The organism is Streptococcus sp. X13SY08 (genome assembly GCF_001182825.2).
In the GTDB taxonomy this organism is placed as follows: Bacteria; Bacillota; Bacilli; order Lactobacillales; family Streptococcaceae; genus Streptococcus.
The window spans coordinates 227252-243987 of sequence record NZ_LFYO02000002.1 but is presented as its reverse complement, the minus strand read 5'-3'; the positions used below and the strand labels follow the sequence as shown (position 1 = coordinate 243987).

At 41.6% G+C, this 16736-nt stretch carries 13 protein-coding genes and 6 pseudogenes; 2 read left to right on the top strand and 17 right to left on the bottom strand.

The genetic code is table 11. The features are described from left to right. Positions 1-11: 11 nt before the first annotated feature. The 5 genes and pseudogenes from AEX56_RS01830 to AEX56_RS01810 all read right to left on the bottom strand — a co-directional run bounded on the left by AEX56_RS01830 (position 12) and on the right by AEX56_RS01810 (position 4341). Positions 12-767: an SDR family NAD(P)-dependent oxidoreductase gene (locus AEX56_RS01830; RefSeq protein WP_049617681.1), complete on the bottom strand. Its 756-nt coding sequence runs from the start codon at positions 765-767 to the stop codon at positions 12-14. Next, on the bottom strand, positions 764-1693 hold the full coding sequence (rnz, locus tag AEX56_RS01825; RefSeq protein WP_049617680.1) for a ribonuclease Z: 930 nt from the start codon (positions 1691-1693) through the stop codon (positions 764-766). Before rnz ends, AEX56_RS01830 begins: the two co-directional genes overlap by 4 nt. A 10-nt stretch (positions 1694-1703) precedes the next feature. Further along, entirely contained in the window at positions 1704-2333 is a 630-nt protein-coding gene (locus AEX56_RS01820; protein ID WP_173554782.1) for a cystathionine beta-lyase, read from the bottom strand. Further along, positions 2333-3528 (bottom strand): annotated as a pseudogene (gene hflX, locus AEX56_RS01815) (GTPase HflX). Before hflX ends, AEX56_RS01820 begins: the two are co-directional and overlap by 1 nt. Next, positions 3521-4341: pseudogene (locus AEX56_RS01810) on the bottom strand (tRNA (adenosine(37)-N6)-dimethylallyltransferase). Before AEX56_RS01810 ends, hflX begins: the two co-directional pseudogenes overlap by 8 nt. 115 nt (positions 4342-4456) lie before the next feature. On the opposite strand from AEX56_RS01810, the gene AEX56_RS08520 reads away from it, so the two are divergent. Then, entirely contained in the window at positions 4457-4627 is a 171-nt protein-coding gene (locus AEX56_RS08520) for a DUF3042 family protein (protein ID WP_160315160.1), read from the top strand. A 114-nt stretch (positions 4628-4741) separates the two neighbouring features. On the opposite strand, the pseudogene AEX56_RS08810 reads toward AEX56_RS08520, so the two are convergent. From AEX56_RS08810 to AEX56_RS01795, 3 genes and pseudogenes are all read right to left on the bottom strand, one after another. Then, a pseudogene (locus AEX56_RS08810) lies at positions 4742-5377 on the bottom strand (DUF3114 domain-containing protein); the annotation flags it as partial. Positions 5378-5394: 17 nt separating this feature from the next. Continuing rightward, entirely contained in the window at positions 5395-5712 is a 318-nt protein-coding gene (locus AEX56_RS01800; protein ID WP_049617677.1) for a hypothetical protein, read from the bottom strand. Positions 5713-5744: 32 nt separating this feature from the next. Next, positions 5745-6850, bottom strand: a pseudogene (locus tag AEX56_RS01795) (MFS transporter). Positions 6851-7115: 265 nt separating this feature from the next. Between AEX56_RS01795 and AEX56_RS01790 the strand changes: the two are divergent. Next, positions 7116-7421 carry a hypothetical protein gene (locus AEX56_RS01790; protein WP_049617676.1) on the top strand — a complete coding sequence of 102 codons (306 nt, stop codon included), beginning with the start codon at positions 7116-7118 and terminating at the stop codon, positions 7419-7421. Between the two features lie 39 nt (positions 7422-7460). Here the strand turns inward: AEX56_RS01790 and AEX56_RS01785 are convergent. From AEX56_RS01785 to AEX56_RS01750, 9 genes and pseudogenes are all read right to left on the bottom strand, one after another. After that, positions 7461-8307: pseudogene (locus AEX56_RS01785) on the bottom strand (hypothetical protein). Positions 8308-8495: 188 nt separating this feature from the next. Then, complete coding sequence (locus tag AEX56_RS01780; RefSeq protein ID WP_049617675.1) at positions 8496-10214, bottom strand: ABC transporter permease/substrate binding protein; 1719 nt, start codon at positions 10212-10214, stop codon at positions 8496-8498. 30 nt (positions 10215-10244) lie between these two features. Beyond that, positions 10245-11429, bottom strand: coding sequence for a quaternary amine ABC transporter ATP-binding protein (locus AEX56_RS01775; protein WP_049617674.1), 1185 nt, complete (start codon positions 11427-11429; stop codon positions 10245-10247). Positions 11430-11610: 181 nt separating this feature from the next. After that, positions 11611-13902: a phenylalanine--tRNA ligase subunit beta gene (pheT, locus tag AEX56_RS01770; RefSeq protein WP_443031004.1), complete on the bottom strand. Its 2292-nt coding sequence runs from the start codon at positions 13900-13902 to the stop codon at positions 11611-11613. A gap of 300 nt (positions 13903-14202) precedes the next feature. Continuing rightward, positions 14203-15190 (bottom strand): annotated as a pseudogene (pheS, locus tag AEX56_RS01765) (phenylalanine--tRNA ligase subunit alpha). Between the two features lie 427 nt (positions 15191-15617). Next, the gene (locus tag AEX56_RS01760) at positions 15618-16121 is read right to left on the bottom strand and encodes a GNAT family N-acetyltransferase (protein ID WP_049617673.1); all 504 of its coding nucleotides are present in this window, start codon (positions 16119-16121) and stop codon (positions 15618-15620) included. Next, positions 16072-16221, bottom strand: a complete 150-nt coding sequence (locus AEX56_RS09450; RefSeq protein WP_160315159.1) for a hypothetical protein — start codon at positions 16219-16221, stop codon at positions 16072-16074. The genes AEX56_RS01760 and AEX56_RS09450 overlap by 50 nt, the downstream gene beginning before the upstream one ends. A 32-nt stretch (positions 16222-16253) precedes the next feature. Then, complete coding sequence (locus AEX56_RS09445; protein WP_152907863.1) at positions 16254-16481, bottom strand: hypothetical protein; 228 nt, start codon at positions 16479-16481, stop codon at positions 16254-16256. A 63-nt stretch (positions 16482-16544) separates the two neighbouring features. After that, positions 16545-16736 (bottom strand): DNA-directed RNA polymerase subunit beta, encoded by a 192-nt coding sequence (locus AEX56_RS01750; protein WP_049617671.1) that lies wholly within the window; start codon positions 16734-16736, stop codon positions 16545-16547.

Genomic DNA, 16736 nt, shown 5'->3' with positions numbered 1-16736 from the left:
ACAAAGGTATCTTATTTAAAATTGAACAACGTACGCGCTAGATAATCTGACATACCCGGAAATAATGTATAAAATTTGTGCGTCGCAGCTAATGCAAAAGGCATATTGAGCTCACGTTTCTTTGTTTTCATAGCTTTGACAATCCGTTTTGCAACTACATCTGGCTGCAGTACAAAGGCTTTGACACCTTTTAAATAGGTCCCATCTGGGTCCGCTTGGTCAAAAAATCCTGTCGCAATTGGACCTGGATTGACCGTAGTCACTGCCACACCATAAGAAGCTAATTCCAGACGGATAGTATTAGAAAAGCCGATAGCTGCAAACTTAGTCGCTGAATAGACAGATGATTTTGCTGACGCTACTAAGCCAGACATGCTGACAATATTGATGATATGGCCTTTTCGAGCAGCCTTCATTTCCTTACCGACCAGACGGCAAAAAGTCATAGTCGCAAAGGTATTGACCGCAAACATATCCTCAACTTGCGCCGCTGAGAAATTCTCAAAATCATCGTAGATAGCATAACCAGCATTGTTGACCAGAATATCGACGAAACCATATTCTTGGTAAATTTGCGTCAGCACTTGCTTGACCTGTGCCTCACCACGAATATCCAACTCAAAAATAGCTTTCTTGTCATGATGAGTATAAAGCATATGCAGCTTTTTAGCATCTCTGCCGATTAAAATCAAAACATCATCTGGCAAGAGTTTGACCATTTCCTGAGCGAGGCCACCTGAAGCTCCTGTGATTAAAATAGTTCTCACACTTCTGCCTCTTCCAAATCCTTGACTACATGCACTTCCTTAAAAATAGATGCTGCATCTTGACGTAATTGACTCACATCTCGTGATAAGAAACGAGGACTGATATGATTGAGAAGTAAGCGTTTTGCCCCTGCTTCACTGGCAACTTGTGCTGCTTCCATATTAGTAGAATGCCCATGTTTTCGCGCCATCCGTTCATCCCCACGACCATAAGTTGACTCGTGAACCAAGACATCCGTATTGACCGCCAAACGAACGCTAGCGTGGCATTTACGGGTATCCCCTAAAATAGTGATCACTTTCCCAGGACGAGGTGCAGACAGGAAATCTTTGGCAAAAATTTCTGTACCATCTTCCAAAACAATATCTTGTCCATTTTTTACTTTCCCAAAAAGTGGACCAAACGGAACACCTGCCGCCCGTAATTTATCTGCATCCAGCACACCATCCAAGTCCTTCTGGATGACGCGATAGCCTACACAAAAGACCGTGTGGTCTAACTTTTCTGCGTAGACCTTAAATTTGTCCGTTTCCAATAAGAGTCCCGAGTTTTTTTCATCAAATTCATGAAAATGAATGCGATAAGGCAAGCGCGAACCAGACACTTTCAAGCTCGTCAAAACGAAGCTTTTAATTCCGACAGGACCATAAATATCCAAATCAGTCTGCTCTTCATTGGCTTGAAAAGAACGACTAGATAAAAATCCTGGCAATCCAAAGATATGGTCGCCGTGCAAGTGAGTGATGAAAATTTTTGAAATCTTGCGCGGACGAATGGTCGTCTCTAAAATTCGATTTTGCGTCCCCTCGCCACAATCAAACAGCCAGATTTCATTGATTTCATCTAGCAACTTAAGCGCCAAACTCGAAACATTACGCGATTTTGACGGCTGACCAGCACACGTCCCTAAAAATTGAATAAACATATTTTTCTTTCTATTTTTTTCGGTAAATCATAGCAGTGCGACCCGACCAAACATAGTAAGCTTGACCAGCGTATTCTGCCGCTACTTGACTGACTTCTTCCTGATTGTATCCTGTAAAACGGAGATACTCCTGGCTTTCTGCCACATCCGTTAAGAGATAGCGACTTTGTACCACAGGAGTGAATGATAGCCCCTCCATCACCAGTGGTGTCATGTAGATACGATTTTCTTTGATATAAATCATATAACGCGGAAAAATCTGCGCCAGTTCAAAGAGCAATGCCTCCGTTACCACTTCTTCCTTTTCAGAAAAAACTTGCGCCACCTTATTACTAGATTCATAGGCAAAGCCGTAGGATTTTCCGCCAAGGTTGAGGCGAACAAAGGGCTTTTCTTCTTTAAAAGATGGTTCTTTCATCAGCAAGTGAAGTTGACAAGATAAATCAAAATAATAATCTGTTGCTGCCTGTGGCGATTGTTTTTGGTAGATTTCTGCAAAGTAAGCATTGATAACAGACGGCGGCGGCGTGATGAAAGCAAGCTTGTCCTCATCTGATAAGTGCGCCAATTTTTGCGTCAAATAAACCTTATCCAAAGAAGTAAATCCACCATAAGTTAGTGCCAAATCAAGATAATCCATCATAAAATCTCTCCTAGAAATTCTTCCAGTTTCCACTTATTACTCTTAGCAATCGAACCGCTGACAATCTCTACATCATCCACGTATTCACGTTTGTCAATTAAAGCTATCTTTGCTAAGTCATGCAATCGATAGGATTGTGCCAGTGGTATCTTAACTTCAAATGGTACAAACATGGTTTTGAGCTTTGCTAGTACCATCATTTGGATGTGTGCTTTGGCATTTTTGTCCTTAGCTGAAATCATGACATGAGGAAATTGGCTTGGCGTAAATTCATCGTCGGTCTTGTCCATTTTATTGTAAACGGCAAGCCGTGGAATATCTAGCATATCCAAATCTTTGAGAATATCCAGAACCACCTGCTCTTGCTCGGCATGATTGGGATCCGAACTGTCAATGACATGAAGCAAAAGATCCACATTCATGGACTCTTCCAAGGTAGACTTGAAGGCGGAAATCAACTCCGTTGGTAAATCTTGTATAAAGCCAACTGTGTCGGTCAAGGTCACTTGAAAAGTATCTGATAAAGCAATCTGCTTGGTCGTCGCGTCCAAGGTCGCAAAAAGCTCATCTGCCTCATATTGACACTTATCCGTCATAGCATTCATAATCGTTGATTTTCCCGCATTCGTATAGCCAATTAAGCCAATCTTGAAAATCCCTGATTGCAGACGGCGTTCTCGAACAGTCGAGCGATTCTTCTCCACAACTTTTAATTGTCGCTCAATATCATGAATCTGATGACGAATGCTCCGACGATCCAGCTCCAATTGACTTTCACCAGGGCCACGAGAACCAATCCCACCAGCCTGACGACTGAGCATAATCCCTTGCCCCACAAGACGTGGCAACATGTACTTAAGTTGGGCTAAATGAACCTGCAATTTTCCTTCGTGACTGCGCGCCCGCGCTCTTCCAAATTGGTATTTTGGCGCGGCGTCAGACGATTATTGACAATAACCGTATCAATCTCATCTGCCTCCACCATCTGGGCAATTTCATCCAATTTCCCAGAGCCGATAAAGGTCCTACTATCATATTTTTCCCGCTTTTGAGTATAAACGCCCGCCACCTCTGCACCTGCTGTCCGCGCCAGACTGGCCAACTCCTCCATGGACACGGCAAAATTTTCCGTCTGCTGCAACTCAACTCCGACTAAGAGGGCACGTTCCTGCTCTTTCTTGGTTTCAATCATTTAAAAATTCCCTCACACTTTCTTCAATTCGGACTTGGCTGGTTGGATCCGAGATTTCATAGAAGGTGACATCCATGCGGTTACGGAACCAGGTTAACTGTCGCTTGGCAAATCGGCGTGTCTGCTGTTTGAGCTTGTCCACTGTCACTTCCAAAGTCTCCTCTCCTCGGAAGTAGGGGAAAAATTCCTTGTAACCAATCCCACGACTGGCTTGCGAATCTGGATAGTTGTCATAGAGCCACTTGGCTTCATCCAATAATCCGGCCTCCATCATGACGTCCACACGCGCATTGATGCGGTCATAAACACGCTCTCGATCATCCGTCAGACCAATCAGCAGCGCTTCATAGGCTGGCTCTTGATTGACCAAATCTTGTCCAAATTTTTCCAGTTCCCAAACAAAACCTCATCTGATAAAGCATCCAATTCCTTGCGATAAGCCAAGAGCGCTGTCTGATCCAATTGACCACCCAAATGATAGCCTTCCAGCAGGCTCTGCAAATAAAGTCCTGTTCCACCCACCAGAATCGGCACATGCCCGCGGCCAGTGATTTCCTCAATCTTTTGACCAGCCTCCTGCACAAAGTCATAAGCAGAATAACTTTGGTTAACACTGCGCACATCAATTAAATAATGAGGAGCTTGAGCCTGCTCTTCTTGACTAGCTTTTGCTGTCCCGATAGATAGCTCCTCGTAGACCTGCTGGCTGTCGCCACTGATAATTTCTCCATTGAATTTCTGGGCTAATGCAATGCCCATGGCGGTTTTGCCCACAGCTGTTGGTCCCAAAACCACGATTATTTTTGTTTTCATCTTTTTTCCTTGAAAATTTCTCGTTTTTCCGTTAAGATTATTATAACATATCTAGTGGAAGTCGGCAGAGTGCCAAGGTCTTCTACAAACAGAAAGTCAAAAGGAGTATCATACCATGGCAAAAGGATTTGGAAAAGGTTTATTTACAGGTATCGTCGGCACACTTGCAGCACTTGCTGGAGCTGCTTATGCTGTTCAAAAAACAGTCATCGAACCTGAAGAAAAGAAAGAAGCTTTCATCGAAGAAAATCGCAAAAAAGCAGCGCGTCGTCGCGTAGCACGTTAAAAAACAAGCTGTGAGGCTTGTTTTTTTGTACTCTTTAATCAAGCGCTTCATGTGCGCTACTTCTCTTTTAACAGCTTGATAGAGAGAAACTTCTGCCTCTGCAAAGCTAGAAGATTTCCTACGATATTGTTTTTGACTGGGCGAGCGATAGCGAATGTCTGGAGATTGGTCTACTACTTTTAAAATATCTTTACGAAATGCAGGATCCCACTTCACTGTCGGATCAACATCTAACTGGCGGTGACGCTCGTCATTGCAACTAGCATAGTTGAAACTTGCCCCATTAACAATCCCAGCTCTACTCTGCCCCTGCGGATCCACTTCATTGAGAAATTGACCTTGACTTCCGATAATGAAAATCCAGTAGGACCTTGTAGTTAACACCTTGAATGTCCTGGCTCGTTTCTACTCGATTGGTCTTTTTATTGTGCAATTTTTTATTGTGCAATTTTTTATTGTGCAAGCGAGCAGATTCATGCAAATCATATCGAGCAACAGGAACTAGAGACCATCCTTTTTTTCTTTGGTCGCTAGATAAGCCGACAAAGCCTCCTCATCTGTCTGTCCTGTTTCCCGATAATGCCAACGGATCCATTTAGCTTGCTGGGCAGAAATGACATAACGAAATTGGTGCAGCTGTTTTTTCAAATCAGCCATTTCATGTTTATCCGAAAAACGATTGGCAGGTAAGGCGAAATCAACGAGAATTGAGAACTGACTCCAAAAGTCATGATGAGGCGGCAAATTCATCCAGATTCCTGCTTTTTTTAAGTTTTTTGTGCTTGGCTAACCGTTTGTATCTGTCTAACCTGCTGATTAAATAGGCTGAGAAAGATAGGATTACCAAAGATTTGTGCTTGATGAAAGACATCTTCTAGCATGTCCATTTCACAATCTTTCTCAAGAAGAGATAAATAGCCGTCCTTGATAGCTAGCAATGACCAGCCTACTTGATGCAATTCTTGGATGTGGGATCGCAGGAGACTCAACCACTGCCATCTTTCTTGCTCTAGAAGATAGGGGCCATTGTCAAAGAGCCATACAGCTGCTAAATCATAGAAATCTTGTCCTGACTGCTTTGCCATTTTCCCTCCAACCGTTCCATTAAATGAAAAATCTAAATAATCTTATCGCGTTTTTCAATGAATACAATACTAATCATCATGAGAATAGTCACAATCGCTAAACTAATAATAAAGGGAACCCAAGATGCAAATAGAGAATAACTATAGCCCAAAAGCATAGGGCCAACAGAAGCCAATAAGTAGCCCCCCGACTGCACCATGCCTGACAAACGAGCCGTATCCTGACTATTTGATGTCTTGAGGTTGAGACTAATCATCATATAAGGAAAGAGCGTGCTGACAGAGACCCCTAAAATAAGATGAATAAGGAGCCATATGGTAAAATTAGCAGGTGCAACCAACATAGCCGCTAACCCTATTAAAGTCAAAGCTGATATTCCAGTCATAATCCAAGCACGTTTTTCCTTAGATAATCGACTAACAATAGAAGGCACAATCATGGAGACTGGGATACTAATCAAACTGAAAATTCCTGATCTGTGTAAAAAAGTAGAGACTGCAATCCACCAAAAATCAAGAAGATAACAGCGTACTTGTTTTTCCAAAGTGGTGTTTCTTTTTTTGTACTCTTTTCGTTTTCAAACCGGTGATTGTAAGTCAAGTTCGGTAGCCAAATCAAAAGAGCTAAACCAATCAAAGCTGAAATCAATAGGAGGAAAAATTCCCAAGAGGTTGCACTAGTGATGGGAACCGCAACCATTGACGCAAGAGTCGTAGAAATCCCCATGGTGGTAATATACAAAGTCGTATAAAAACCAACTTTTAGAGGAAAATTAGCTGACACCAGACTAGGCAGAATGACATTGATAACTGCTACTGCTACCCCGATCAACATGGTCCCCACATAAAGCATAGGAAGATTGATCATGCGCAATAAAGAGCCAATCAGCATGATAGCCAATACTAGACCTAGCAATTTCTCAATACCTAACTTTGCTGCCCACCTTGGTGCCAGAGCAGAGAAGAAAGCAAACATTAAGAGCGGCAAAGAGGTTAAAATCCCTAAACTAGAGACAGAACCCCCTAATCCTGATGCAATGTCTGTCAAAATAGCTGGAATTGAGGTAAAGGGTACGCGCATAACCGCTCCCAACATAATCAAACCCCAAACCAAATAAGGTGAATGTTTACTTTTCATTTACTTATCCTCACATTTTTCTTAGTAAATTATAGCATATTTTCGGCATGTTTATCTGAAAGTTCTTTCAATAATAGAAAAAAGAGGAGAGAGAGACAAGGCATTCCAGAAAAACCATTTAACTGTTTTTTAGCCACATACTTCATCACCTATCCTTGGAGATTGCCCCTTTTCTCCACTATAAATAGAGGAGGTTCCTAGTTTCGTTCACTATATCTTTCATCAACCTATGCTATAATAGTCAAAAACAGAAACGGAGACAACTATGGCTTATGAATTTTGCTTAGAATACGGTGCTTTTCCTATCAAAGATGAAGACGATTTCTTTGCCAGTAAAGAAGATATTCCCTATTTTTTACAAGGAAATGATTCACTTATTGCAGAACTAAAAGACATGAACGAGCTCTTTCATGAACTTTTTCATACCGTTGAGGCTAACTACGAATATATAGGCGGACAATTCCCTGAAAAAATTAGCACTCTCCGTGAACGCTATCATCAGCTCAGCAAAAGAGTCCTGAAAACCTACCAGAACCAAGTGACTATTAAGATTGAGCCATTTTTGCTATAAACCATTCACTTTGACAATTCTAAATTGTCAAGAGCAGTATTACTCTACCATCCAAGCAACGCCTTCATATTTCCAGCCACGAGTAGACAAAATGTTTTTCTCGTTCTCGCTGGTGGTATAGAGGTGTTTTTTTGATACCATTATGATACAAGCGATAAACAGGAATATCTCCAGTTGAACGATAAGCAATGCCTTCTTGATGCCAACCACGCCCTGCTAATATTCTATACTCGTTAGCATCCTTGGTATACAAATGAACTTTCAAACCAGAATGATACAGGCGATAAACAGCATCCCCAGTAATGCTACGAGTGGACCAAGCTTTCCCTTCCAGTCTCCAGCCTCGTCTCATTAATTCATTGACCTCATTGAAATCAGTTGTATAAAGATGAGTTTTTAAAGCTGGATAATAGAGTCGATTCACTGGAATCAAGTTATTATTAGAAACAGTAACGGTAAATGTCTTTGGTGGATAGGCCACTGATGTTTCAATCGGAGAGCGATGAATCCCCAACTGATCCAATTCTGCTTCAAAGTTTGGAAAATCCCCTCCTAGATACGGTACATGAATGGTAACAGTAACCGTCCCTTCTTTTAAAGCTTGCCAGTTTCCCCGCTCATCAATAGTGAGAACGGAAGGATTAGAAACTTCATAAAGAAAGGCATACTGGGTATCCTTAATAAGACTATCTTGTTCTGGGCGAATTTGTCCAGTTGCTCCCGTAATGATTTGTCCATTAGGAACAGTTGTCTCATCTAAATAAGAAACACCATTATTATAGCAATAATATTGAACGTTTTCTGTGTTAGCGTAGATAACTATTTCATTATGGAATACGCTGAACGAAAGTAAAAATGCAAAAATAAATACCGATAGTTTTTTCATAACCAACCTCTTATCCACATGCAAGCAAAATAGCTACTAATTGTTGCGGACAATCTATTATTTTTTATTATCGGTAAAATTATACCATATGCTATGCGCTTTCATTTTACAATTATATGACTTTTCTATATATGATAATGATCTTTCACGCAAAAAGGAGTCACATGAACTCCTTTTCTTTTACACATTTATTTTTTCCAAGAATCTACCAAGTCACGGTTTTCTTCAATCCATGCTTTGGCTGCTTTTTCTGGGCTATCGCCTTCGTTGATGGCAAACATGACAGATTCCATATCTTCTTCGGTCCAATTGAAGTTGTCCAAGATAGCATTTACTTCTGCATTATCTTTATCAAATCCTTGACGAACCAAGGTATGAATGGATTCCTTTTCACCCATAGTTTTCTTCGAATCTTCTAGATATTTCAAGTCATATTTAGAGAACAACCAGTGTGGGGACCATCCTGTAATGACAATATCTTCCTTATTTTGGTAGGCACGTTCTAATTCGATATTCATGGCGCCTGTTGAAGCTGAAATCAATTCCCATCCTTTCAAGTTTGGATAGGCGTCAATCGCCGCCTGAGCAGTCGTCATAATACCCGCACCTGGCTCGATACCCGTAATTTTCTTACCAGCTTGATTGCTTAAATCTTCAATGGAATTCACATCCATGTACGCTGGAACAACCAAACCAGATTGAACTCCTTCAAGACTTGGTCCCAAGTCCACTAATTTATCCTTATACTGCTCGTAGAGAGCACCATGTGTCGTTGGCAACCAAGCAGATAAAGAGGCATCAACTTCTCCATTTGCGACAGATTGCCATAAAACAGCATTATCAAGCGGTGTCATTTTAACATCGTAGCCCATTTCACGTAAAACTTCAGCTGCAACGTTAGTAGACGCTACTTCAGAGTCCCATTGGACATATCCGAGATTAACCGTTTCCTTGGTCACGCCCATAGCAGAACTAATAAAGCGAGCTGCAAAGAGCAAAACAATACCAGCTAAGACTGCATAGGTCATGATTTTATGGCGTTTTTTCTCTTTAGCTGATTTCTTCACTTTAGCCGTTGTTGGCTGATTTAATTTCTGTGTGAAGCGGTCCATAATCATGGCCAAGATAACCAAGGCGATACCTGATACAAATCCTGCACCGATATCCGCATGCTGAAGGGCAGACAAGACACCGCGACCAAGACCAGGTGCACCGATCATAGAGGCCGTTACTACCATTGACAAGACCAACATGATAGTCTGGTTGATACCGGCAAAAATAGTTGGTTTAGCAAGTGGCAATTCCACTTTGAATAATTTTTGACGCGACGTACTACCAAATGAGTCAGACGCTTCTACCAATTCTTCTGGAATTTGACGAATGGCTAAATTTGTCATGCGGACCGTTGGTGGCAAAGCAAAAATCACTGAGGCAAAGACCCCTGGCACCATTCCGATTCCAAAGAATGCTACCGCTGGAATCAGGTAAACAAATGATGGCATGGTCTGCATGAAGTCCAAAATTGGATTGATAATAGCTGCTGCTTTTGAACTTTTTGCCATCCAGATACCAACTGGTACACCAATAATAATAGATACTAAACTTGATACAATGACCAAAGTCACAGTATTCATCAAATCATTCCACAAGCCTTGGTTCAAAATAAAGAGTAAACCAAGACCCGTAAAAACTGTCAATCCCCATTTTTTATTGGAAATAAAGAAGGCTGCAATCGTCATGAGAATGATCATCACAATCGGTGGAACAAACAGTAAGGTATCTGTCACACCGCCCATGAGGCTATTTCCGACTGACTGAATGAAGGCAAATAAACCTGAAAAAGTCTGAGTAAGCCAGTCCGTGAAGGCTTGCACCCACTCCGCAACTGGCAGTTGATAGTTAAACATGAAATCTCTCCTTTACAAAATCTCTACATATTAAGCATTGGCATTAGAGGATAACGCCGCAATGACACGACCACGGATGACAACGCCAACTAAACGGTCCTTATCATCAACTACCGCAAGTGGTGTCGGCGAATCGTAAATCAAATCAAAAATATCTGTGACTAATGTATCTGGTGTAACTTTTTGAACGTTTTTATCAATAACATCCACCAAGGCTTGACCATTTTGGCGCGCCTCACGCGCAGACTCCGCAGTTAAGCTCCCTTTGAGATGACGGCGACGATCCACAGCAAGTAGCATGGACACATCCTCTTTTTTCATGCGATTGAGAGCCACATTTGGACCATCAATTTCGATATTGGTCGTAAGCGCTGGCGTCATGATATTTTGTGCTGTTAAGACTTTTGAGCGGTCTACATCTTCGACGAACTCACGTACAAAATCATTGGCTGGATTTGTCAAAATTTCCTCTCCTGTACCAATTTGCATAATTTGACCATTGGCCATGATCGCAATACGATCACCAATACGAAGTGCCTCATTCAGGTCATGAGTGATAAAGATGATGGTCCGCTCTTGTTCAGCTTGTAATTCAATCAATTCATCCTGCATTTCGCGACGAATAAGGGGGTCCAACGCTGAGAAAGCCTCGTCCATGAGCAAAATGTCTGGATTATTGGCAAGAGCACGCGCCAAACCAACACGCTGTTGCATACCACCTGACAACTGATCTGGATATTGATCCTTAAAGTCGTAGAGTGATGAATTCCGAAGAGCTTGCTCTGCTAACTTTTCACGTTCTTCTTTAGGAACGCCACGCACTTCCAAGCCATATTCCGTATTTTCTAAAATAGTTCTATGTGGAAAAAGTCCAAAATTCTGGAAGACCATGTTGATCTTAGTCCGACGAACCTCACGCAACTCTTCTTCCGACATCTTGGAGATATCTTTTCCGTCTATATAGATTTCACCTGATGTTGGCTCAATCAAACGGTTGAGCATCCTTACTAAGGTTGATTTACCTGAACCAGACAGACCCATGATAACGAAGATCTCACCAGCTTTGACTTCCAAGTTGGCATCATAAACACCAACTGTTGCTCCTGTTTTTTGGAGAATTTCTTGCTTAGACTGACCCTGTTTGACCATTTCTAAAGCTTGCTTTTGTCTCTTACCGAAAATTTTGCTTAAACCTTTTACTTCTAACTTATTCACAAAAATCTTCCTTCCTTTCACATTTTAAAGTGACTCTATATCATTAATTAAATAGTGTCACTATAAATGACTATCTAATTATAACAACATATTGTCACTTTTGTCAAATTATCTTGCTTCATTTTTTAAATACAAAAAAGAGCTGATAAACCAACTCTTTAAACACTTTTTAGAACTATTTCTAACGAATTTCAGCGCCAAGATTTTCAAGAGCAGTTGAAATTTTTGCCATATAACCAGCAACTTCTTCGTCAGTTAGGTTGTCACTTGGATTTTGGAAAGTTAGACTGTATGCCATCGATTTCTTGCCAGATTCAATGTTGCTACCAGCATAAACATCAAAAAGTGTTACATTTGTCAGGCGTTTAACATTGGCAGAGGTAATGGCAGCCATGATTTCACTATGCTCTACTGTTTGATCCAATAGCAAAGCGATGTCGCGGCTAACGGCTGGGAATTTAGAAATTTCTTGGAAGGCTGGAGCTGGCTGGATAGCCGCTTCAATAGCATCCAAGTTTAACTCAGCCACATAGGTTTCAGGAATTCCATAGTTTTTAGATGTCTGCGGATGAACTTGTCCCACAAAACCAATTACTGCCTCTCCAAGAGAAATCACAGCTGTACGACCTGGATGAAGGGCAGCCACACTGTTGTTTGCTGTGAAGCTAGCTCTTAAGCCAAATTTGGCAAGAAGAGCTTCTACAATCCCTTTAGCATGATAGAAATCAACTGGTACTGCTGTTGTTTGGAAATCTTTTTCAACCACTAAACCTGTCAAGGCAAGAGAGAATTTAGAGATTTCTTGTGGCAAATCTTCTTTTGGATTACCCACTTGCTCAAAAACTTTTCCAATTTCATAGAAGGCGAGATTCTTTTGCTTACGAGCTACATTATAGGCAACTATCTCTAACATACCAGACACCATATTCTGGCGAAGGGCAGAGCGGTCCACTGTCATTGTCCACATCAGTTCTGTCACAGTTGTTGGTGCCACAGAGAATTCCACAGCTTTCTCAGGCGTTGTTAAAGCGTAAGAAATAATCTCTGTCAAACCAGCACCTTCTGCGACCGTGCGAACTTGGCGACGGAGTCGTTGACTAGGTGTCAATTCACCAGCTGTCCCATCTTCTTTTGGAAGGGGCGTAGGCAAGTTATTGTAGCCATAAATACGAGCGATTTCTTCCACCAAGTCAGCAGGACTAGTAATATCCCAGCGCCGACGTGGTACTTGAACGGTAAATTCTTCTACTTGATCCGTCAAAGCCATTTCCAAACGGTCCAAGAGTTTTGGTTTTTCACCGTCTCCTGGCGCGATTTCCATACCAAGACGATGGAAGATTGTTTCAATCTGGGCATATTGTAAGTCTGTTCCCAATGAACGATTGACATAATCAATCTTAGCTGTGACAGGAACTGGATTGGTATCCACTTGACCAGCTTTCACGACACCAGCCAAGACTTGTCCACCTGCCAGAGCCGCAATCATAGCAGCCGCAGTGTCCAAGGCCTCTGCCAAGTCTGCCACATTTATCCCTTTTTCAAATCGAGAAGAACTTTCAGAACGCAAATTGAGACGTCCTGATGTTTTACGGATAGATTTTCCGTTAAATAGCGCAGCTTCTAAGACAACGTTGGTTGAGCCATTGTCAATCTCTGTTGACGCACCTCCCATGACACCACCAAGCGCTACTGCTTGTCCGCCAACGGAAATAACGATATTATCTGCTACTAATTCACGTTCTACGTCGTCCAAAGTTACTAACGTTTCGCCATTATTGGCTTGACGAGCTGTGATTTTCTTATCCGTAAATTTATCCAAATCAAAGGCATGCATTGGCTGACCAAAGTAAAGCAAGATATAGTTGGTCACGTCCACCACATTATTGATAGGACGAATGCCTGCATTCATGAGAAGGTTTTGCAACCACTGTGGACTTGGAGCTACTTGCACATTTTCAATCACGCGCGCTTGGTAAGTCACGACTTGATCAGACTCAATGGCTACTTCGATGACATCGCTGGCTGCTTTATCCACTTCAACCAGCTCTGCTTTTTCAAAATGAACTTGGCTATCATAGATAGCCGCTACTTCATGAGCAACGCCTCTCATAGAGAGAGCATCTGCACGGTTTGGTGTGATGGAAAGTTCAATGATTTCATCATCTAAATCAAGATAAGAAAAGACAGATTGGCCTGACACTGCATTCTCTGGCAAAATTTGGATGCCATCTGAAAATTCTTTTGGAATCACGGAATCAGAAATGCCTAATTCTTGGAGGGAGCAAACCATGCCAAGGGACTCCATGCCACGAATTTTTCCTTTTTTAATCTTGTAATTATCCGCAATACGAGCACCCGGAAGTGCCACCATGACCTTAATACCAGCCTTGATATTTGGTGCACCGCAAACAACTTGGCGCAATTCTTCTTCACCTGTATTGATTTGGCAAAGGTGGAGGTGCGTTTCTGGCACATCTTCACAGGAAACGACTTCACCAACATTTTTTCAGAGAGGTCATGACTGGTCGCATCAAAATCAACCAACTGTTTTAACCATTTATAACTTACTAACATAAGATACTAAGGGCGTTAAACGGACACAGTGAAAATAGGAAACCCTCCGAAGACGCTTGCATCTAGGAAGTGTTTCTCTTTTTGACACAGTCCGTAGCCCGAGTTCAGTTTCGTGAACTCGTTACCCATTCCTTTCATTCTTCTATTTGATGAGATAAGCTCCCATCATTTTTTAGCGTATTTTTAACGTTTTCACATCTTATTTGAATTGCTTACTGAATCGCACATCACCTTGATAGAATCCGCGGATATCGTTAATTCCATAGCGGAGCATGGCAACACGCTCTTGTCCAAGACCAAAGGCGAAACCGGAATATTCAGTTGGATCAATACCAGACATTTCTAGAACGCGTGGGTGAACCATACCGGCACCTAAAATCTCAATCCAGCCTGTTTGCTTACATACGTTACAGCCTTTACCACCACATTTGAAACATGAAACATCGCTCTTCACCAAACATTTTCTTAATAATCATCTCAAGTGTTCCTTTAAGACCTCCCATGGAAACATTTTTACCCACGACCAAGCCTTCAATTTGATGGAATTGGTGCGAGTGAGTTGCATCATCGGTGTCCCGACGGAAAACACGTCCTGGAGAGATCATCTTGAGAGCTCCTTTTGAAAAATCGTGTTGATCCATTGTTCGAGCTTGGACAGGACTTGTGTGAGTTCGCATCAGAATTTCTTCTGTAATATAGAAAGTATCCTGCATATCACGCGCTGGATGATCTTTGGGCAAATTCATCCGCTCAAAGTTGTAAAAGTCCTTTTCAACTTCAAAACCGTCTACAATTTGGAAGCCCATCCCAAGGAAAATATCTTCAATTTCTTCAGATGTTTGAGTCAAGATATGTCGGTGCCCCATTTGAACTTGGCGACCAGGTAAGGTCACATCAATTGATTCAGAATCTAATTGGGCTTGAATTTTCGCTGCCTCTACGATTTGAGCTTGCTCTTCAAATGCAGCTGTCAAAATATCACGTACTTCATTCACTAATTTTCCTGCAATAGGTTTCTGATCATCGGGAAGATCTTTAAGCCCCTTCAACAGATTCGTCAAGGAACCTTTTTTACCTAAAACCGCAACCCGTAAATCCTGCAACTCCTTACTATGATTGCCTGTCATTTCTTTTAATTTTGCTTGAGTTGACTGTTTCAACTCCTCTAATTGTGCCTGTAGATCCATATTTAAGATACAAAGCCCGTAAAACAGCAAAGTAAAAGTAGGAAACTTGACGCTGATGCTAGCGTCTAAGAGACGTTTATCTTTTTTACACAGCTGTTAGGGCATGTTCAATTGCTATTAACCAGTAAAAACAACCGAACCTTCCTTTCATTTTTATTGGGATTCCTGAATAGCTAGCATAATACGAAAAAACGCATGCCAATTCCCCACATAGCGGAGCGTTGACACGCGGTACCATCCGTTTTCATCTGGTAAACCAGACCTTTTTTTATCAGTCTTTAACATGAGTGAATTCCATCAATTTTCACTGATTGAGCTTGCAGTCACGGCTCAATTCCCTGGACAGTTTCCTTTGATATACTAGTCTCATAGACCCCTATTCAATTAGCTTTATTTTAGCAAATTTCGGCCATTTTGGCAAGAATCATTATGGAAAATTCAAGCGATAGGAATATCCTTTTTCAGTCTGGGCTACTTTTTGAAAGCCACATGCCTCAAAGCATGCCTGTGAGGGAAGGTTGAAATCATAAATTTCACGGACTGCCAAATAGCCTCTCCCTGCTAAGCGCGCTTCTTCTATCAATCTTGACAGTACTGCTCTACCAATTCCTCGTCCACGATAAGCCATATCACCAATGACAATAGGTAAGTCATCCTCACAAAGCGTCACATCTCCAATCGCTTTCCAAGAACCATTTTCCAAATAATCAATCCAATAAAGCTGACCATAGTCATTTAAATAGGTGTACATGCGCTGAAGTTTTTCCATAGTGTAGGGCTCACGCACACCGTCAACCAAATAGACCATTTCCGGGTCCTGATACCAAATCAATGCATGAGCCACATCATCATTATTTCTAAATGGACGCAATCGCAACTGATCACTGATAAACTTGGTTCCAACCAGCAGGACGAAAGTGGGTTGTCCCATTTCCTGTCTGATTACTGTCTTTGTACTGTCGAGTTGTCTTGCTTAAAAGTGCATTGGCAACTGTTGGCACAATCTGTCCCTGAACAGTCTTTGTTTTCAAGTTAGCATACGGTGCGCTAGAGACGGATGCGTCTAAATCATGGTAACTGACTCTAGGAGGACAGAACGTGTTAAGTCTTCAGAAGGTGTTTCTCGGCCTAAGACAGAACTATTTTGAATATAGGTTACAGGACTACGCGCTTCGTGTAAAGTATCTGATGAGGAAGAAACGTTGAGCCAGTAACCAGCAAGCGCAATCAAAATGGTTGCGATCAAACTCAATAAACTAAGTGTCTGTTTGTTTACGTTTTTATTATTCATGAACCCTTTTATTGATTTGTTCGTAGGAAAAGCCTTGAAAATAGCATTCAAGACTTTTCTTTTTTATTTTCCAGTGAATTTTCCCATGATTTCTTGCCATTTTTCAGGTCGCAAGATAGCCCAGACGTTATCACCATCACCAACAACTGCATAACCAATCATCAGTCCCGCAGCAAAGATCATCAGGGCTAACAGCAGGACAATCAAAATCAACAAAAGCTGTCTGCCAACGTATGATAAACTTTCTTTGTCCAT